This is a genomic window from Streptomyces sp. NPDC091272, from assembly GCF_044757485.1.
Classification (GTDB): Bacteria; Actinomycetota; Actinomycetes; order Streptomycetales; family Streptomycetaceae; genus Streptomyces.
The window spans coordinates 317,207-335,657 of the sequence record NZ_JBIVVC010000006.1 but is presented as its reverse complement, the minus strand read 5'-3'; the positions used below and the strand labels follow the sequence as shown (position 1 = coordinate 335,657).

The 18,451-nt window shown below is 71.3% G+C and carries 17 protein-coding genes; 11 read left to right on the top strand and 6 right to left on the bottom strand.

Features of this window, described 5'->3' with window-relative positions; genetic code table 11:
* The first annotated feature begins 10 nt into the window (after positions 1 to 10).
* The 3 genes from ACIQM4_RS19575 (at position 11) to ACIQM4_RS19565 (ending at position 3,853) form a co-directional block, all read left to right on the top strand.
* Positions 11 to 2,593, top strand: a complete 2,583-nt coding sequence (locus ACIQM4_RS19575) for a catalase (protein WP_401592932.1) — start codon at positions 11 to 13, stop codon at positions 2,591 to 2,593.
* A gap of 132 nt (positions 2,594 to 2,725) precedes the next feature.
* On the top strand, positions 2,726 to 3,289 hold the full coding sequence (locus ACIQM4_RS19570; protein WP_401592930.1) for a DUF1360 domain-containing protein: 564 nt from the start codon (positions 2,726 to 2,728) through the stop codon (positions 3,287 to 3,289).
* Between the two features lie 264 nt (positions 3,290 to 3,553).
* Positions 3,554 to 3,853 carry a hypothetical protein gene (locus ACIQM4_RS19565; protein WP_401592929.1) on the top strand — a complete coding sequence of 100 codons (300 nt, stop codon included), beginning with the start codon at positions 3,554 to 3,556 and terminating at the stop codon, positions 3,851 to 3,853.
* Positions 3,854 to 3,866: 13 nt separating this feature from the next.
* On the opposite strand, the gene ACIQM4_RS19560 is transcribed toward ACIQM4_RS19565, so the two are convergent.
* Positions 3,867 to 4,667, bottom strand: a complete 801-nt coding sequence (locus tag ACIQM4_RS19560) for a hypothetical protein (RefSeq protein ID WP_401592927.1) — start codon at positions 4,665 to 4,667, stop codon at positions 3,867 to 3,869.
* Between the two features lie 361 nt (positions 4,668 to 5,028).
* Here ACIQM4_RS19560 and ACIQM4_RS19555 point away from each other — a divergent pair, with 361 nt between their 5' ends.
* The gene (locus ACIQM4_RS19555) at positions 5,029 to 5,490 is read left to right on the top strand and encodes a hypothetical protein (protein WP_401592925.1); all 462 of its coding nucleotides are present in this window, start codon (positions 5,029 to 5,031) and stop codon (positions 5,488 to 5,490) included.
* Between the two features lie 9 nt (positions 5,491 to 5,499).
* Here ACIQM4_RS19555 and ACIQM4_RS19550 read toward each other — a convergent pair whose 3' ends face one another.
* From ACIQM4_RS19550 to ACIQM4_RS19535, 4 genes are all read right to left on the bottom strand, one after another.
* Positions 5,500 to 8,376 (bottom strand): NHLP bacteriocin export ABC transporter permease/ATPase subunit, encoded by a 2,877-nt coding sequence (locus tag ACIQM4_RS19550; protein ID WP_401592923.1) that lies wholly within the window; start codon positions 8,374 to 8,376, stop codon positions 5,500 to 5,502.
* Position 8,377: 1 nt separating this feature from the next.
* Positions 8,378 to 10,495 carry an NHLP family bacteriocin export ABC transporter peptidase/permease/ATPase subunit gene (locus tag ACIQM4_RS19545; RefSeq protein ID WP_401592921.1) on the bottom strand — a complete coding sequence of 706 codons (2,118 nt, stop codon included), beginning with the start codon at positions 10,493 to 10,495 and terminating at the stop codon, positions 8,378 to 8,380.
* A gap of 113 nt (positions 10,496 to 10,608) precedes the next feature.
* Positions 10,609 to 11,412: a biotin/lipoyl-containing protein gene (locus ACIQM4_RS19540; protein WP_401592919.1), complete on the bottom strand. Its 804-nt coding sequence runs from the start codon at positions 11,410 to 11,412 to the stop codon at positions 10,609 to 10,611.
* A 94-nt stretch (positions 11,413 to 11,506) separates the two neighbouring features.
* Complete coding sequence (locus ACIQM4_RS19535; RefSeq protein WP_401592917.1) at positions 11,507 to 11,749, bottom strand: hypothetical protein; 243 nt, start codon at positions 11,747 to 11,749, stop codon at positions 11,507 to 11,509.
* A 476-nt stretch (positions 11,750 to 12,225) separates the two neighbouring features.
* Between ACIQM4_RS19535 and ACIQM4_RS19530 the strand changes: the two genes are divergently transcribed.
* The 5 genes from ACIQM4_RS19530 to ACIQM4_RS19510 all read left to right on the top strand — a co-directional run bounded on the left by ACIQM4_RS19530 (position 12,226) and on the right by ACIQM4_RS19510 (position 15,773).
* The gene (locus ACIQM4_RS19530; RefSeq protein ID WP_401592915.1) at positions 12,226 to 12,723 is read left to right on the top strand and encodes a DUF2975 domain-containing protein; all 498 of its coding nucleotides are present in this window, start codon (positions 12,226 to 12,228) and stop codon (positions 12,721 to 12,723) included.
* Positions 12,723 to 12,941, top strand: coding sequence for a helix-turn-helix domain-containing protein (locus ACIQM4_RS19525; protein WP_401592913.1), 219 nt, complete (start codon positions 12,723 to 12,725; stop codon positions 12,939 to 12,941). The genes ACIQM4_RS19530 and ACIQM4_RS19525 overlap by 1 nt, the downstream gene beginning before the upstream one ends.
* 198 nt (positions 12,942 to 13,139) lie before the next feature.
* Entirely contained in the window at positions 13,140 to 13,418 is a 279-nt protein-coding gene (locus ACIQM4_RS19520; protein WP_401592911.1) for a polyprenyl synthetase, read from the top strand.
* Positions 13,408 to 14,463: a polyprenyl synthetase family protein gene (locus ACIQM4_RS19515; RefSeq protein WP_401592909.1), complete on the top strand. Its 1,056-nt coding sequence runs from the start codon at positions 13,408 to 13,410 to the stop codon at positions 14,461 to 14,463. Before ACIQM4_RS19520 ends, ACIQM4_RS19515 begins: the two co-directional genes overlap by 11 nt.
* Before the next feature lie 137 nt (positions 14,464 to 14,600).
* A complete protein-coding gene (locus tag ACIQM4_RS19510) occupies positions 14,601 to 15,773 on the top strand; it encodes an oxygenase MpaB family protein (protein WP_401592907.1) in 1,173 nt (390 codons plus the stop codon).
* 39 nt (positions 15,774 to 15,812) lie between these two features.
* Here the strand turns inward: ACIQM4_RS19510 and ACIQM4_RS19505 are convergent, their stop codons facing one another.
* Positions 15,813 to 16,583, bottom strand: coding sequence for an AraC family transcriptional regulator (locus tag ACIQM4_RS19505; protein WP_401592905.1), 771 nt, complete (start codon positions 16,581 to 16,583; stop codon positions 15,813 to 15,815).
* Between the two features lie 183 nt (positions 16,584 to 16,766).
* On the opposite strand from ACIQM4_RS19505, the gene ACIQM4_RS19500 reads away from it, so the two are divergent.
* Both ACIQM4_RS19500 and ACIQM4_RS19495 read left to right on the top strand, forming a co-directional pair.
* Positions 16,767 to 17,873: an MFS transporter gene (locus ACIQM4_RS19500; protein ID WP_401593191.1), complete on the top strand. Its 1,107-nt coding sequence runs from the start codon at positions 16,767 to 16,769 to the stop codon at positions 17,871 to 17,873.
* A 10-nt stretch (positions 17,874 to 17,883) separates the two neighbouring features.
* The gene (locus tag ACIQM4_RS19495; RefSeq protein WP_401592903.1) at positions 17,884 to 18,336 is read left to right on the top strand and encodes a VOC family protein; all 453 of its coding nucleotides are present in this window, start codon (positions 17,884 to 17,886) and stop codon (positions 18,334 to 18,336) included.
* Positions 18,337 to 18,451 lie beyond the last annotated feature (115 nt).

Sequence of the window (18,451 nt, the reverse complement as noted above, 5' to 3'; positions counted from 1 at the left end):
TGGAGAGCGCATGCCGGACCAAAAGCCTGCCAAGAAGTCTGCCGCGAAGCCGGCCGGGAAGTCTGCCAAGAAGGTGACCGGGAAGCCGGCCGAGGCTTCCGCCGCGAAACCGGCCAAGAAGGCAGCCAAGAAGCTGGCCGAGAAGTCGGCCGCGCAGCCGGCCAAGGCGTCCGCCGGGAAGCCGACCAAGAAGCTGGCCGAGAAGTCGGCCGCGAAACCGGCCAAGGCGTCCGCCGGGAAGGCGGCGAAGCAGACGGCCGCCCAGCCGGCCAAGCAGTCCGCCGGGAAACCGGCCAAGCAGTCCGCCAAGAAGAAGACGGCCGCGGCGGCCAAGCCCCTGAAGGCTGCCGCCAAGAAGGCACTCGATACGCTGGTTCCCGGGACCGGCCCCGCCGACGGCGTCCCCGGCAAGCCCGGTGCCGAGACGCCCGCTGCCGCCGAGCCCACCACTCCCGGGCCTCCGCTGCCGCCCAAGGCGGACCAGCGCGGTCCGGCCACGGTGAGCCCCACCGGTGAGCCCACCGGGGTGGACCAGGAAGTGGTGGCGCAACGGGACGCGTACCTGACCACCGCGCAGGGCGCCCGCCTGTACGACACCGACCACTCCCTGAAGGCGGGCGAGCGCGGCCCGACCCTGCTCCAGGACCACCACCTGCGCGAGAAGATCACCCATTTCGACCACGAACGCATCCCGGAGCGCGTCGTGCACGCCCGCGGCGCCGCAGCCCACGGCACCTTCCAGGGCTACGGCACCGCCGGGAAGATCACCAAGGCCGCGTTCCTCGCCAAGGACGCCGAGACCGAGGTCTTCGTACGCTTCTCCACCGTCCTCGGCTCCCGCGGCTCCGCCGACACCGTCCGCGACACCCGCGGCTTCGCCACGAAGTTCTACACCGACGAGGGCACCTTCGACCTCGTCGGCAACAACATCCCGGTCTTCTTCATCCAGGACGCCATCAAGTTCCCCGACGTCATCCACGCCGGAAAGCCCCACCCCGACCGGGAGATCCCGCAGGCCCAGAGCGCCCACGACTCCTTCTGGGACTTCGTCACCCTGCACACCGAAGCCACCCACCACACCCTGTGGAACATGTCCGACCGCGGCATCCCCCGCTCCTACCGGATGATGGAAGGCTTCGGCGTCCACACCTTCCGCCTGGTCGCCGCCGACGGATCGACGACCCTCGCGAAGTTCCACTGGAAGCCCAAGCTCGGGGTGCACTCCTTGGTCTGGGAGGAGGCGCAGATCACCAACGGCGTGGATCCGGACTTCCACCGCCGCGACCTCGCCGACGCAATCGAGGCAGGCGCGTACCCGCAGTGGGAGCTGGGCATCCAGGTGTTCCCCGACACGGCCGAGCAGGTCTTCGAGGGCATCGACCTGCTCGACCCGACGAAGATCGTGCCGGAGGAGCTGGCACCGGTGCAGCCGGTCGGCCTGCTCACCCTCAACGCGAACCCGACCAACTACTTCGCCGAGACCGAACAGGTCGCCTTCCACGTCGGGCATCTGGTGCCCGGCATCGACGTCACCGACGACCCGCTGCTCGCCGGCCGTCTGTTCTCGTACCTGGACACGCAGATCACCCGGCTCGGCGGCCCCAACTTCGGCCAGCTGCCGATCAACCGCCCGCACGCCCCGGTCAACGACATGCTGCGCGACGGCATGCACCAGACCGCCGTGCACAGCGGCGTGGCGCCGTATCAGCCCAACTCCCTCGACGGCGGCTGCCCGTTCATGGCCGGAGAGGACGTCGGGGCCTACGTCGAGCGGCCGGTGGCGATCCCGGAAGGCCGCAAGGTCCGCCAGGCCCCCGCCTCCTTCGACGACCACTTCAGCCAGCCGAGGCTGTTCTGGCTGAGCATGAGCGACGTAGAGCGCGAGCACATCATCGCCGCGTACACCTTCGAGCTGAACAAGTGCTACGAACAGGCCGTCAAGGAAAGGGCGTTGCGGGTACTCGCCAACATCGACCCCGTGCTGTGCCAGGAGGTGGCCACCGGCCTCGGCCTGCCGGCACCGGAGGCCACCGTGAAGCTGGTGGACCCCGCTCCCAGCCCCGCTCTCTCACAGGTCGGCGGCGTCTGGCCGCTCGACGGCCGGATCATCGGGATCGTGGCCGGTGAGTCGGACGACCTCGCGGGCGTGCGGTCCGTGCGCGAGGCCGTGCTGGACGCGGGCATGGTGCCGCTGGTGATCGCGCCGACGGGCGGCAAGCTCGACGACGGCAACGGCGAACCGGTCACCGTGCAGCGCACGTTCACCACCGCACGCTCGGTCGAGTTCGACGCGATCCTGCTGGCCGGAACACCGCGGGCGGGCGCCGACGCGTACGGCGCGCGGGACGCCAAGGCGGACGAACTGCACGCCGTCGTCACCGACCCCCGTGTCCTGCTGCTGCTGGCGGAAGCCTTCCGCCACGGCAAGGCGATCGGCGGCTGGAGCGACGCGCGGACCGCGCTGACGGCGGCAGGCGTACCGGAGGACGCACCCGGAGTCGTCAACAGCGAGACCGCATCCGAAGCACTCGATCTCCTGACCGACCTGATGGGCGCCCACCGGGTCTGGGAACGCTTCCCCGCAGGAATCTGAGCACAGCGAAGAGACGCAAGAGACGCAGCAAGAGAGGAGAGCAGAGGAGCGGGCAGGCGGCCTGGCGTGCGCGCGAGTTCGGAACATCAACGTCGTCCAATGGAGGCTTCTGCTGTGGATCCTGTGAATGCTGTGAATGCTGTGAATGCCGCGGATGAAGACGCGACCGGAGCGGGAAGCGGCCTGCACAGGGCAGGACAGGCCGTCCGGCGGCTGGGCAGGGTTTACTCGCCGCGGGAGGAACGCCACCTCGGCCGGCACCTCGGGGCCGTCGCCGCGTTCGGCGCGTACACGGCCGCTTGGGGCGCGGCAGTCGCCGTACGGAAGGCCAAGCTCCCGGAACGTCCCGATCCGCAGGGCCTCCTGCTGACGGCGACCGCCGTGTTCCGGCTGAGCCGGCTGCTCAGCAAGGGCTCCGTCACGAGCCCGCTCCGGGCGCCCTTCACCCGCTACGAGTCGGCGACGGGCCCCGCCGAGGTGGCCGAAAGCCCCCGCGGAGACGGCATCAGGGCCACCGTGGGTGAGCTGGCCACCTGCCCGTTCTGTCTGAGCGTCTGGCTGACGACGACCTTCACCGGGGCCCAGCTGTTGTGGCCCCGCGCCACGCGGACCGTGACGGGCGGCCTCACCGCCCTCGCTGCGGCCGACACCATGCAGCTGGCGTACGACTACCTGCTGCAGAAGAACTCGGAGTGAGGTCTCGCCGTGGCGACGCAACGTGAGGCGTACGCGCCGCGAGGGTCCACGAGCCCATCTCTGCGACATCCCCGCAGCAGACAAGTGGGGACCTAGGTCCCGAATCCTGCTGTGGATGGCGGGAATTGGATGACGGAATTGCCATGAGGCGGTGTTGTCCATGCCCGTGCGACAGATCTACGGAGAAGCATGAACTGGGTGGCGACGTTGACGGACCGGCTGCGGGCTGCTGCCCGGTGGGTGTGCCGGGGGGACCAGGAGCCGGTGGCTGAGACCATCCGCATCGAGTCGCCCCGGCCGGGCGCGCACTGGCATCGCGTGGACCGGTGTCTGGTGCGCTGGCAGGTGTCCGGGCCGTTGGCCTACCCGTGCCGGGTGCTGCTGGAGCGGCCGACCTCCCGCGGGTGGGCCCCGGTGGCCGTGCTCGCCAGCACGGTCGACCCGCGTGCCCGGCAGATAGCCGTCGCCGTCCCTCAAGTGCCCTGCGGCACGTACCGGGTACGCATCGCCTCACCCGAACTGCCCGCCGCGGCATGCAGCGGGCCGCTCTCCCTCACCGAATGAAGAACGCCCCGTGTCAGACGGGACGGCGAGAGCCCTCGTCGTCGCAGGGGATCGCACTGTCGGAATGATGGGCGAGGAAGTCGCGGGTCGCCTGCCGTTCCACGTCGCTGATCGCGGTCGGCTTCACGTCGATGATCCCGCCGAAGGGCCGGTCCACGTCCCGGATGATGACCAGCATGGTCGTCAGGAGAGCGGTGATCACGGTGAGGGTGATCACCTGGCCCCGGTTGTTCTTGCGGGGCAGACAGATACCGAGTGCGGCGACCGTGATGAAGAGCGTGGCGAGCAGGAACCAGAAGATGGTGCTGGGAATGCTCGCGCTCGCTTGGGTGAGGCGTTCCTCGCGTTCGTCGGAGCGCTTGTGGTCGGCGGAGACCAGCATGCCGAACACGGGCTTGCCCTCCAGTGCGCGGAAGGCCTTGCGGAAGTCGGTCGACCACACGCTGGGTGCCTGCGAGCCGCCTCCGTCGGCCATGGCGGGCCATTCCTTGGCCTGCACGGCACGGGCGTAACAGACAGCGTCGGCCTGAATCTGTCCGCGCTGGGCGGCGGGAGCGTACTCGGCGGTCTCGACGAGCTGGTCCAGGGCGCGGGCCTCTCCGCGCGCGGCGACCTCGGCCTTTCCGTACGAGCCGTTGGCGGTCACCAGGACGAACGCGAGCAGCAGCACGGTCAGGGTCAGGAGCGGTCCGACGAGGTCCTTGACCGCCATGCCCGTGTCGTCGTCCTCGCTGAGCAGTCGCGGCCGCAGCCAGCGGTTGGCCGCCAGGCCCGCCAGCAGAGCGATCACAGCTACGACGATGACAAGGGCCATGAGCGGGCACCTCCGGTGAGCGACAGGCTGGGCGCCCGGCCGCGACTTTGGACAAATGCCGTGAGCCTGCCGTGATCGGTGCCGCTCCCAAACCGCGCGAACGATCAGGCTCCCTCGAAGGGGGTGTTTTGCTGCGCCAGGAGGACCACGCCCGGCTCCGGGTCCCCTCACCGTCCCCCGCACCCGGTCCCCTCGTCCCGACGGCCACTTCCCGGGCGACGGGCGCTTCGCTACGGTGAGTTGGCCGGGCGCGAGGGACCCGGGGCCGTCGTCCGGGCGTGAATGCCGTTCGCCGCCGACCCGTAGGGATCGCGGGCCGACGGCACATGAGACGGCACATGCGACTCAAGGGGGGCTTGTGGTGAGCAGGTTCGACAGGATCAGAAGCCGCGGGCTCTCCGTCGCGACGGTCTGCGGTCTGGTGGCCGCCGTCGTGCTGGGTGTGCCGGGCGCCGCGTCGGCGACCGACCCGGACGACGCGCCGTCCGGATACGCGGGGCCGTTCGCGTCGTGCAAGGGCGTCGCGCTCCCCCGCATGCCTCTGTCGGACGGAGTGGGGTACATCCAGGTCTGGCAGGACTTCGCGGGGAGCGGCACCTACTGCGCGAAGACCTACGACAACAGGGCCGGTTCGCACACCATGGAGATCCGGGTGCGCCGTTATGTCTGGCAGACCTCCTGGTACGACAGGGGCCCCTACGCGACGTACGCCGGCGGCGTCTACGTCTCGGGCTCCAACACCTACTGCGCCGAGATCACCGGCTGGGTGGAGGTCAACGGAACCAGGTATGCCGGCGGCGGCCGGGTCGGCTGCGACGGCTAGGAGGCGGCCTTAAGCTCCGGCCTCCGGCAGCTGGCGGCGGACCAGTTCGTGGAACAGGCCCGCCGGGTCCGCCAGCAGGTCGGCGGGTGGGCCCTGCTGGACGATCCGCCCGTCCGCCATCACGATCACCCGATCGGCGTCCATGACCGTGGACAGGCGGTGGGCGATCACGACGCGGGTGGCGCGCAGTGCGCGGGTGGACTCGATGACCACCCGCTGCGTCTCGTTGTCCAACGCACTGGTGGCCTCGTCGAGGTACAGGACGCGCGGCTTGCGGATGAGGGCCTGGGCGATCATCAGCCGCTGACGCTGGCCGCCCGAGACGGTGCCGCCGCCGTCGGACAGCATGGTGTGCATGCCCATCGGCATGGCCTTGATGTCCTCCGCCAGGCCTGCCGTCGCGGCGGCCTCCCAGGCCTCCTCCGGCGAGAACTCCCCGGTGCCGCGGATGCAGTCGAGTATCGAGCCGCTGAACGGCTCGGCGTTCTGCAGGACCACACCGCACTGGCGGCGCACGGCCGCCCGGTCGAGCGCCGCCAGGTCCTGGCCGTCGTACAGCACGCTGCCGGTGACGGGAGCGTCGAAGCCGATGAGCAGTCGCAGCAGCGTCGACTTGCCGCAGCCGCTGGCCCCGACGATCGCCACGAACTCCCCCGGCCGGATCTCCAGGCTGACGTCGTCGAGCACCAGAGGGCCGTCGTCGGTGTAGCGGTACGACAGTTGCCTGGCCGCCACGGCGCCGCTCAGCACGCCCGGCGGGGTGCTGGTCCCGCGGATCTCCGGTTCCTCCCGCAGCAGCGGCCCGACCTGCTCGTACATGGGCAGTACGGCGGCGGCCGACAGGAGCGCACCGGACAGTTGCGTGACCGAGGACAGCAGCATGGTGACGGCGGTGCTGAAGGTGAGGAACTCGCCCGCGGACATCGTGCCGCGGGCCGGTCCTGCGAGGAGCATGAACATCACCAGTGTGCACAGCGGCAGTTGGACCGCGCCGATCACCGTGGCGAGGTTCTGGATCCGGCCGGCCCGCTGCTGCAGCTCGCGGGTACGGGCGAACTCCCGTGCCCAGGCGGCGTACGCGAAGCTCTCGGCCGCGGCCACACGCAGTTTGGGCAGTCCGCGCAGGGTCTGGAACGCCTGGTTGTTGAGCTTGTTGCCGAGCACGATCAGCCTTCGCTGGTAGCGCAGTTGCCACAGTCCCAGGCCCAGCAGCACCGCTGCGACGACGAGCAGCATGGCCACCGCCGCGAGTGCCAGTGGCACGCTGTAGATGAGCAGCAGGACGATGTTCACCGTGCCCACCGTGCCCGACTGCACGCAGACCGGGCCGATCCCGGACAGCACGCGGCGGATGGCGCTGATACCCATGGCCGCGCCGGCCAGTTCGCCCGTGGAGCGGCCGGCGAAGAACTTCGTGGGCAGCCGGAGCAGCCGGTCCCAGACGGCGGGTTGCAGCGTGGCCTCGATCCGGCCCTCCATGCGCAGCAGGGAGATGTTCTGCAGCAGCAGGAAGGCGGCCGAGACGACTGCGGTCACGACGAGCGCGACGGAGGTCTGCACGATGAGGCCGGTCTCGGCCCTGGGTACGTACTGGCCGAGCACCGTTCCGGTGGCGATGGGCACCAGCGCGCCCAGGGCCACCGCGACCAGCCCGCCCAGGAGCAGGCTGCGCAGCTCCCCGCGGGTGCCGCGGACACTGAACCGCAGCAGGGTCACCAGACTCGGCTTCCCTGCGGGGAGCGGTCGGTAGAACATGACGGCGCGCGGTTCGTAGGCGGCCGCGGCGCTCTCGTTCAGGCGCTCGCGCCGACCGCCCTGGTCGACCGTCTCGTACCGGCCGCGCCGCCACAACAGCGCGACGGGAGCGCCGTCCCGCGTGCGCCGGCCCACCAGGGGGCCGCTGTTCTCCCGCCACCACCGCCCGGTCAGCCGGACCGGGCGGGTCCGGATCCGGGAGGCGAGCGCGATGCGTTCGACGGGGTCCGTCCGCTCGGCGGCGCCCGCCTCCCCCGGTTCGGACAGGGTGATGCGGGCCTCGTCGGCGACCCGGCGGCACACGGCGAACGTCGCGTCGGCGCTCGCGGGGTGTCCACCCGCCCGGCCGGGGCCACCGATGGAGGACACCAGCGCCCGGTCCGCCTGGGTACGGGCCGCGCGACCGGCTTCGATGCCCGCCGTCGTACGGTCCTCGTGGGCGCGCTCCAGCTGTTCGATCCAGTCGTCCAGGGCGTACAGCAGCCGGTACTGCTGGTCGACCATGCCCTGCCACATCGCCGCGGCGAGCAGCAGGGTGCCGATCGGCTCGGCCTCGTAGGCGGCCCCGTACTGCACGCTGCCCGGGGGGACCTGCATCCACAGGATGTCGTCGTCGGCGCCGCCCTGCTCGGTCGTGGCGGGGCCGTCCAGCGGCGCCTGGTAGAGGACGTGCAGACCGCGGCCGATGCCGAGCGCGAAGGCGTTCTCCAGGGGGCTGAGCCGTGCCCCGGCCTCGGAGTACCCGTACGGCTCCTGGTCGGTGTACCAGGGGCCGCCGTGCTCGGGGCGGTGCAGTTCCCGCAGTTCGACGCGGCGCAGCAGGCAGCCCTGCAGGGGGCGGCCGACCAGGGTGTGTCCGGGGCCGTCGGCCGGGCCGAGCAGCAGGGTGCCCGCGCGCAGCCGGCCCAGGAAGTGCCAGTGGCCGGCCTGGGCGGCGTCGACGGCGAACAGGTCGAGTTCGCCCTGCACGACGAGCCACAGCACGAGCGGGCCCTCCAGGTGCAGGCTGCGCAGTCCGGCGCAGTCGACCGGCGCCCCCAGAGCGCCCAGTGCGGCGACCACCGGGTCGGGGCACGGGGGCTGGGACGGCTGCCTCGCGGCCTGGACCGTCGCGTGGTGCGGAATGGTCACCTCAGTGCTCCTTGACCAGTGCGGCGTACGCGCCCCGCGTGGCCATCAGGTCCTCGTGCCGTCCGCGCTCCACGACCGTCCCCCGGTCGAGCACGACGATCTCGTCGCTGTCGCGCACCGTGCTCAGCCGGTGGGCGATGACCACACAGGCGCAGCCGCGCCGCCGCAGGTTGTCGATGATGATCTGCTCGGTCGCCGCGTCCAGGGCACTGGTCACCTCGTCGAGGACCATGACGCTGGGGCGGCGCACCAGGGCCCGTGCGATCTCCAGGCGCTGGCGCTGGCCGCCGGAGAAGTTGCGGCCGTCCTGCTCGACGCGGGTGTGGATGCCGCCGGGCCTGCGGGCGACCAGGTCGTACAGGGCGGCGTCCTGGAGGGCGGTGACGACGGCCTCGTCCGGGACGGAGGGGTCCCACAGGGCGATGTTGTCGCGCACGGTTCCCTCGAAGAGGAAGACGTCCTGGTCGACGAAGGACACGGAGGCGGCCAGGGCGCCGCGGGGGATGTCGGCCAGTCGCATCCCGTCGATGCTGACGGCCCCCTCCCAGGGTGCGTAGAGGCCGGATATCAGCCGGGAGACGGTGGACTTGCCGCTGCCCGACCCGCCGACGAGCGCGATCTGCCGGCCGGGGCCGACCGAGAGCGAGAAGTCCTTGAGCAGCGGGGCGTCCAGCGGGCTGTGGCCGAACGTGACGTGGTCCAGCTCGACATGGCCCTTCAGCCGTCTGGCGCCGCCCGCGGGTTCGCGGCGGGAGTGGACCGGGTCGACGGGAAAGTTCTCGACGTCCCGGAGGCGGGCGACGTCGGCGGCGAAGTCCTGGATGCGCCCGGCGACGCCGTTCAGGCGGGTGATCGGCGCGGTGAAGCTGGTCACCAGCGCCTGGAAGGCGACGAGCAACCCGACGGTGAGATGCCCCTCCACCGCCCGCAGACCGCCGATCATCAGGATCAGCGCACTGTTGAGGGCAGCCAGCGTGGGCGCGACGACCGCCAGCCACGCACTGGGCACACCGAGCCGCTGCTGCACGTCGAGGGTGATCGCGTGCTGTCCTGCCCAGCGGCGGAAGAAGGCGTTCTCGCTGCCGGTGGCCTTCATCGTCTCGATGAGCTGGAGGCCGCTGTACGAGGTGTTGGTCAGCCGCGCGCTCTCGGCGCGCAGTTTCTGGGTGTCGGTGGACCGCAGGTGGATGACGATCCGCATGGCGAGCACGTTGAGCAGCGCGACGCCGATCCCGACGACGGTGAGCTGCGGATCGTAGGTCCACAGCAGTACCGCGTAGAGCATGACCACCGCGGCGTCCACGCCGGCGGCGGCCAGGTCGCGGGCGAGCGTCTCGGCGACCGCGTCGTTGGACTGCAGGCGCTGGACGAGGTCGGCAGGACCTCGCTGGGAGTAGAAGGCGACGGGAAGTCTGAGCAGGTGGCGCAGGAAGCGGGCACTGCCCAGGGTGGAGGCGATGATGCGCCCGCGCAGCAGGTTGGCCTGCTGGAGCCAGGTCAGTGTCGCCGAGAGCGCGAGGGCGACCGCCATCGACGTGAACAGCACGCCCAGCAGGGACGTCTGCTCGCCGATGAGGAACATGTCGATGTAGGTGCGGCTGAGCGCCGGTACGGCGGTGCCGACCGCGACCAGCAGGAGGCTGGCGAGTACGGCGGCGGCCATGGTGCCCGACGTGCCGCGCAGCCGGCCCGGCACGGCGCCCAGGACGCCCGGTTTGCGGCCGGTGCGGCGAAAGCCCTCGCCCGGCTCGAAGGTGAGCACGACGCCGGTGAAGCTGGTGTCGAACTCGTCCAGCGGGACGAACCGGCGGCCCCTGCCGGGGTCGTTGATGTGCACGCCTCTGCGGCCGAGGCGGCGGCCCATGCCGTCGTAGACGACGTAGTGGTTGAACTCCCAGAAGAGCACGGCAGGCCCGCGCACCTCGGCGAGCGCGGCCAGGTCCATCTGCATGCCCTTGGCCCGCAGCCCGTGGCCGCGGGCGGCCTTGAGCAGGTTGCTGGCACGGGAGCCGTCGCGCGAGACACCGCAGGAGATACGCAGTTCTTCCAGCGGGACGAAGCGGCCGTGGTGGCCGAGCACCATGGCCAGGGCGGCGGCGCCGCACTCCACGGCTTCCATCTGCAGCACCGTGGGTGTGCGGACGGCGCGCGGCGTCCTGCCCCGGGGGGCGGCCGCGGCCCGGCGGCCGCGCGGGGCGGCGGCGCGGCGCCCCTGGGGGGCGCGGCGGCGGCTCACGGCAGCAGCCAGTCGACGGGGTGCTGCGCGGAGAGGTGCACCGCGGCGGTGACCGGGGCGGTGGAGTCGAGGAGGAACGGGGGGCCGCCCCCGGTGGACCAGGCGTACCCGGATCTGGTGGCGGAACGTTCCAGCTGGACGAGCACCGCGACCGGGTTGCCCTGCCGGGAGAACTGTTCGGCGAGAGCGCTGTCGCCGAGGAAGCCGCTGATCTGCGCGGGGGTCTGGGGTACCCGGCCGACCGCCTTGACGCGGCCGCGCAGCACGCCGTACTTCTGCCGGGGGACGGACTGGACGCTCAGCTCGACCGAGGCGCCCACCGGTACCGTCGAGCCGCTGCCCGTGGGCACGTACAGCATTGCCACCATCGGGTCACCCGGGTTCTTCACCCGCTCCAGGACCGCCACGTCCGCGCCGAGTGTGACGACCGCGCCGGTCTTGGCGACCAGGGCCCGCACCCGGCCGGCGGCGACCGCGCGCACGGGCCGGTCACCCTTGTCCGTACGGACGTTGAGCACTGTTGCTCCGGCGGGCAGCAGCCTGCCCTCTTCGGCGAGGACCTCGGTCACCTGTCCGGCGACGGGGCTCTGCAGCGTGTAACTGCCCTCGGCACGGGTGAGGACGCCGGGTGCGCCGAGCTTGACGGAAACGGTGCCGGTGAAGGCCCAGAGCGTCGCGGCGGCCATGACGACGAGTGTGACGGCGAGTACGAGCCGCCCTTGCGGGCGCGCGAAGCGTACGGGCAGGTCGAGTTCTTCGGGCGACTGCAGCTTGGAAAGAGCCTTTTGGCGAAATTGCACGGACTATTCCTTCAAGCGCATTCGTCCGGGCGGGCAGGGGAAACCGTGGACCCCGGGCACCGTGAAGTGCCCGGGGTCCACGGCGATTTCACGCTCAGAGACCGGCAACGCCGGCGCCGTTTACCGAGACACCGGAGATTCCCGACACCAGGCCGGGAACGCCGGCGACGATGCCCTGCGCGGTCTGGACGGTCTGCAGGGAGCCCACGGTACCCAGGACGTTGGCGACGTCGCTGGTCACGGCGCCGGCCACGCCACCGTTGACGCTGACGATGCCGCCGGAGACGGCGTCCAGCTCGGCGTCGGCGATCTCACGGGTCTCGATGTCGTTGCGCATGGGGCGCACCTTTCATTCGGAGGAATTTTTCACTTCGCACACCGCGGCCGGACGGCCCGCAAACTCGGCCGCTCCTTCAACTTCCGCGGTGCGCAGATGAAAGCACGCGAATGAGCGACCCCGCGAATCAAGTTGACGCCCCATCAGGCACGGACGTTCACGGCGAACGGCCGTCGTGCATTTTCATTCACCGAATGATGACGAGCTCTCCGCAGGAACGAGTAACAGATATGGACGCCCAAACACTCGGTGGGTACGTAACGGGACACACGCACACCAACTACTGGACACCTGTTCGGAACCCCGCCGAACGCGAAAAGGAGGCCGTCCAGCGCACCCACACGATGTGCGGGTTTCCCCCAGGGGCTGTGGAGCAGACCCCCGCCGCCGGTAGCCGGGGCGGGCTCACCCGGTCACGCTTGCTGAACCTATCGAGTTTCGATAGATTGACATTGTCATTCGATAGAGGAGGGGTCATGGGGAAGCTGACCGTGCTCGCACTGCGGGGCGTGCTGCTGATGTTGTTCGGGGGCTCGGTGTTCGTGCAGGTGGTGATGGCGCCGTTGCTCGGTGCCGATCTCGGCGACGCGGGCGGGGACCTCTCCCAGCTGCGCGTTCCTCTCATACTGATCGCGATCCTCGGGCTCGTGGCCGCACAGGTGACCCTGGTGTGCGTGTGGCGGCTGGTGACGATGGTGCGGCGGGGCACAGTGTTCTCCGATGCCGCCTTCCGGTACGTGGACGTCGTGATCGGCGCGTTCGTGGCGGCAGCCGCGCTGGGACTGGCACTTGGAGTCCTCCTCGCGCCGGGCGAGGCCGTCCCCCCGGGCGTCGTCCTGCTGATCGGCGGCATCACCCTGGCGATTCTCGGCGTCGCCCTCATCGTGTTCGTGCTACGGATGCTGCTGACCCGGGCGGTCGCCCGCGACGTCGAGGCGGCGCAGCTCCAGGCCGAGCTCGACGAGGTGATCTGATGCCAATCGTCGTGGACATCGACGTGATGCTGGCCCGGCGGAAAATGGCCGTGGGCGAGCTCGCGGACCGCGTCGGCATCACACCCGCCAACCTGGCGGTGCTCAAGAACGGCCGCGCCAAGGCAGTGCGCTTCGCCACGCTCGCCGCGCTGTGCGAGGTGCTGGAGTGCCAGCCCGGCGACCTGCTGCGCTGGGAAGCGGGCGGCGCCGGCGACTGAACATCCCGCACGAGGTGCCGCCCAAGGGTGCTCGCCGACGCGCCGAGTAACCGGCGAGGACCGGCCAGATATCCGTACGCCCGAGCGACCCACGCACTCGATCGTGACTTCTTCCTCCCCGGTGACCGCTCTGTCGTGATGCTGGTCGGAGTGGCGTGCGACCGGCACGGCCCGGTGGTGCTGTGGGTGGGGAGTGGCATGACGCGAGCGACGGGGCGACAAGAGGGCCTGGACGAACGGGCCGTACTGCTGGTCGCCGGGCTGGCCGATCTGGCGGTGAGCACGGTCGGCTCGGCCCTGGGAACGGTGCGGGGGCTGCTGCACCGCTCGGACGGCCAGGAGCTCGCGGCGGAGGCCGAGCACGACCTGCTGGCGCGCGGGCGGCTGGTGCTCGACCGGTACACCGCCGTGCCGCCCGCCCATCTGGAGATCCTCGCCAGGTCCGCCCTCGCCCGGCGGGCCGGCCATGACGACTGACGGGTCAGGGCCCGCCGCGCTCAGAAGCCGGGTCGACGAGGTGCTCCGGCGGTTCGTGGCCGAGGAGGCCGAGCAGTTGGTGGCGATCGACCCCGCCCTGGAACCCGTGGCCGCGCAGTTGGAGGCCGCCGTCGCCGAAGGCAAGCGGATGCGGGCGGCCTTCTGCTACTGGGGCTGGCGCGCGGTCGGGCAGCCCGACAGCGACGCCCTGGTGCGGGCCGCCGCCTCCATGGAGCTGGTGCACACCGCCGCCGTCGTGCACGACGACCTCATCGACGAGAGCGCGCTGCGGCACGGCAGGCCCACCGCGCACATCGCCCTGCGCGGGGCCGTGCGCCGTCGCCCACGTTCCGTCGCCGCCGCGAGGTCGCTCGCGATGCTGGTCGGGGACCTGCTGATGGGGCTGGCCGGGCAGTTGTTCGCCACCAGCGGGCTGCCCGCCGCCTACCTGGCACGGGCCCGCCCGCTGTGGTCGGTGCTGGCCCGGGAGCTGATCGCGGGCGAATGCCTGGAGATCCTGCGTACCGGGGCCGAGCCGGACACCACGGAGTCGCTGAAGGTGATCCGGTACAAGACCGCCAAGTACACCGTCGAACACCCCCTGTTGATCGGCGGCGCGCTCGCCGGGGCGGGCGCGCGGCTGCGCGAGGGCTACTCCGCGTACGGATTGCCCCTGGGCGAGGCGTTCCAGCTGCGGGACGACCTGCTGGGGCTGTTCGGCGACCCCGGGCACACCGGCAAGGCCAACGCCGACGACGTACGCGGGCACCGCCCGACGGCCCTGCTGGCGGAGACCTGGCGGATCGCCGGTGACGACGACAGGGAGCAGCTCCGCGCGCTCCTCGGCCGGCGGGACCTGGACGACCGTGGACTGCACGCGGTACGCGAGGTGATGCGCCGGCTCGGGTCGCCGGACCGGATGGAGGCGATGATCACCGTCCGGGTCGAGGAGGCCCTCGGCGCCCTCCACGACCTGAACGTGCCCGCGCCGGCCGCCGCGGCCCTGACCTCGCTCGCGCACTCGGCAACCGTCCGCCTGGCCTGACCGGCGCAACCGTCCGCCTGGCCTGACCGGCCGCGCGGCGCCGGGCCATCCCCGTATGACGCAGCACAGACAGCCTCACCGCCGTACTCGCACACCCCCGTGCCACCCCCACCCCGCACCCCGAGGAGCCCCCCGACATGACCTACACCGAGGCGTCGCTGGACGCCCTGCGGCTGGCCGGTGACGAGCTCGCCGACGGCACCGTCGCCACGCTCTTCGCGCGGGGGGAGGTGGGCAAGTTCAACGCGCTGATGCGGTACGTCTCCACCACCGGCGCCCCGCTCCCGGACGGACTGCCCGACGTCGCCCGGGAGTACCTGCAGGCCACCAGCGTCCCGCCGGCCTGGGTCGACTGGGGGGAGATGGAGAAGGCCCGGCTGTTCTTCATCGACAACAACGTGCACATCTCCACCGCGCTGTCCTTCGCCTCCATGCCCGCCTGCTACGTCGTCCCGCACGTGGCGAAGCTGCTGTCCGCGACGCACGGACTGAAGTACCCGTCCAAACGCATGGCGGAGACCGGCCAGTTCACCGTCTACCTGATGCGGCCCGACGCCTTCGAGGCCGGCGGCCGGTTCATTCCCGCCGCCCAGAAGGTCCGCCTCCTGCACGCCTCCATCCGCCATCACCTCCGGCGCGAGGACCGGTGGCCCGTCGACACGCTCGGCACGCCGATCTGCCAGGAGGACATGATCGGCGGCCAGATGTTCTTCTCGCTGCTCGTACTCGACAGTCTGCACCGCCTCGGCATCCACATGTCGACGGAGGGCGCGGAGGCCTACTACTACGCGTGGCGCGTGGTCGGCGCCATGCTCGGCATCGACCAGGACGCCGTACCCGGAACACTCGACGAGGCGCGGCAGTTCCTCGATCTGTACATGGTCCGGCACATGGGACCGTCCGCTGAGGGCGCCCACCTGACCCGGCAACTCATCGACCTGTACGAGGAGGTGGTGCCCGGCACCTTCTTCGACCCGATCGTCTCGGCCCTCATCCGCCATCTGGTCGGTGACACCTGCTCCGACTGGCTACAGGTGCCGCGCACCAACTGGGACACCGTCGTCAAGGCCGTCCCCCATCTCGTCGGCGTTCTGGAGACCATCGAGGACCGCTCCCCGCTCGGCGCCTGGGCCCTCGACCGTCTCGGTCATCTCACCAGCGTCCTGGAACTGTCGTCGCTCACCCGGGGACGCGTGATGCACTACGCGATTCCCGAACAGCTCAAGAAGGAGTACGACATCTCCTCCTCGGTGCCCCGCACCCACCGCTGGGCCCCGCCGGCGGCGACGGTCCCCGACCCGTCCCGATGAACCGGAGCACGGCTGCCGCGCAGGCCGCGCGGCAGTGCGTCAGACACCCTCCCTGCGGTGGTGCGCGCCGGGCGTGTAGCCGTACGCACGCCGGAAGACGTCGATGAACGCGCTCGCGGACGCCCACCCGCAGCGGTGCGCCACGGCGGTGACCGGGGTGTCGTCGGCCAGCATCCGCAGGGCGTGGAAGAGGCGGAGCTGGGTGCGCCACTGGGGGAACGTCATGCCCAGGTCGGCGCGGAAGAGCCTGCTGAGCGTGCGCTCGCCGGTGTGGGTGCGGGCACCGAGCTCGGCCAGGGTGCGGGGGTCCGCCGGGTCGGCGTGCAGGAGGGCGCAGACGGCGGCGAGGCGGGGGTCGGTGGGGGTGGGCAGGTGGACGGGGCGCTGCGGGGAGGCGCGGAGCTGGTCGATGAGTACGGCGCGCAGCCGCAGGACCTCGGGGGTGGGCCGCCGGTCGTGCCGGGGCGTGCGCGTGTACTCCAGGATGAGCTCGCGCAGCAGGGGGCTGACGGCCAGGACGGTGGGGTCGGTCAGGCCGAGCGGGTTCTCCGACACGGGCAGTCCGAGGGTGTGCATGTCGAGATGGCCGTGGGCGCGGTGGGAGTGGACCGTACCGGCCGGAACCCAGAGGGCCCGGGTGCCGGGCGCGAACCACGTACCGGCGTCGGTGGTGACGGCCAGGAAGCCTGAGCCCGCGTAGACGATCTGGTGGTCGTCGTGGCGGTGCGGCTCGACACGCTCACCCGCGGCGAGGGGGCGGGTGTGGGTCGGAGCCACCGGCATGTGCTCGGGCTGGCGGTTTTCAGGCATCGCTTGGCATTTTATCGGAAGTGCGACAGCGGGATCGGGGCCGAGGATCGAGGGGTGTCCCAGAAACAGATCCAGCACGCCGCCGCCTCCCCCGGCCCGGCTGACAGCTCGTCAAGTCACCGCCTCCGTAAGCATTCCCGTACCCCCCTCACCCTCCTCGCGCTCGGCCACGCCTGTGTCGATGTGTACCAGGGCGCGGTCGCCGCGCTGATCCCGTTCTTCATTGCCGAGCACGCGTACAGCTACGCCGCCGCGTCCGGCATCGTCCTCGCCGCCTCGCTGCTGTCGTCGGTGGCGCAGCCGCTGTTCGGTGCGCTGACCGACAGGTGGGCGATGCCGTGGCTGCTGCCGGTGAGCACGTTGGCCGGCGGGGCGGGCGTCGCGCTCGTCGGGGTGGGCGGCGTCGGCGGCTCGTATCCGCTGACCCTCGCGGTGATCGCCCTCTCCGGCGTCGGAGTGGCCGCCTACCACCCGGAGTCGGCACGGATCGCCCGCCTGGCGAGCCGGGGCAGCCACTCCGCGATGGGCTGGTTCTCGCTCGGCGGCAACCTCGGCTTCGCGACCGCTCCCCTGCTCGTTTCGGCCGTCGTCGCCACCGGCGGACTTCGCGCCTCGCCTCTGCTGGTGGTGCCCGCGCTGGCGGGCGCCGCGCTGTGTGTGGCGGCCGTACGCTCACTCCGTACCTCCGCGGCTGCGGACGGCTCAGCCGCCGCGTACCGTCCGGACGGAGCGGACGACTGGCGGGCCTTTCTGCTGATGTCCGGCGCGGTGGTATGCCGGTCGGTGGTCTTCGTCGGGCTGAGCACCTTCGTCTCGCTGTACGCGCGCGAGCGCGTCGGTGGGCCCGCCTTCGTGGGCACCGCCGCCCTGTTCACCCTGTACGCGGGCGGAGCCTTCGGCACGGTCGCAGGCGGCCGGCTCGCCCATCGCTTCGGGCGGGTGGCCGTGGTGCGCTGGTCGTACGCGCTGACCGTGCCCGCCGTCGCCGGAGTGGTGCTGGTCCCGGGCCCGCCGCTGTTCGTGTGCGTGGCGCTGACCTCGGCCGGTCTCTACGTACCGTTCTCGCTGCACGTCACGCTCGGCCAGGACTATCTGCCGCGCCGGGTCGGCACCGCGAGCGGCGTCACCCTGGGTCTGACGGTCAGTGTCGGCGGTCTCGCCAGTCCACTGATCGGCGCGGCGGCCGACGCCACCTCCCTGCAACTCGCGCTCACGCCGCTGATCGCGCTGCCGGCGGCGGGGTGGCTGTTGGTGCGCAAGCTCTACGAACCGGGGCAAGGAGTGCGATAGAACTGCCCGCATGACGCTGAGTTGGAAGCTTGTCATCGACAGTACGGACGCACCCGCCCTCGCGGACTTCTGGGCCGAGGCCCTGGGGTACGAGGTGGAGGACCCCGGCGCGCTCATCGAGCAGCTGCTGGCGGCCGGCCACCTCCCCGAGCAGGCGGTCACCGAGCACAACGGGCACAAGATCTTCCGTGGTCTCGCGGGGATCCGCCATCCCGAGGACCCGTACGACGCGCACAGCGGCGTCGGCCAGGGCCGGCGGCTGCTCTTCCAGGACGTGCCCGAGGCCAAGAACGGCAAGAACCGGTTGCACATCGACGTGCACAGCGAGCCGGGCGGCCTCGACAAGCAGGTGAGCAGGCTGGAGGGGCTGGGGGCCGCCCGGGTCGAGGAGATTGACCAGGGCCCGGCCGGCCATTGGTGGGTCATGCGCGACCCGGAGGGAAATGAGTTCTGCGTGGCGTGAGCGTGTGCGCGCCTGAGTAGCAGGGTGGCCCCGGCGCGAGCGAAGGCGGAGGGGCCCCGGCGCGCGAACCGAGTCGCTGAGGCGGCCCATGCGCGCGCGGGCGAAGGCGGAGGGC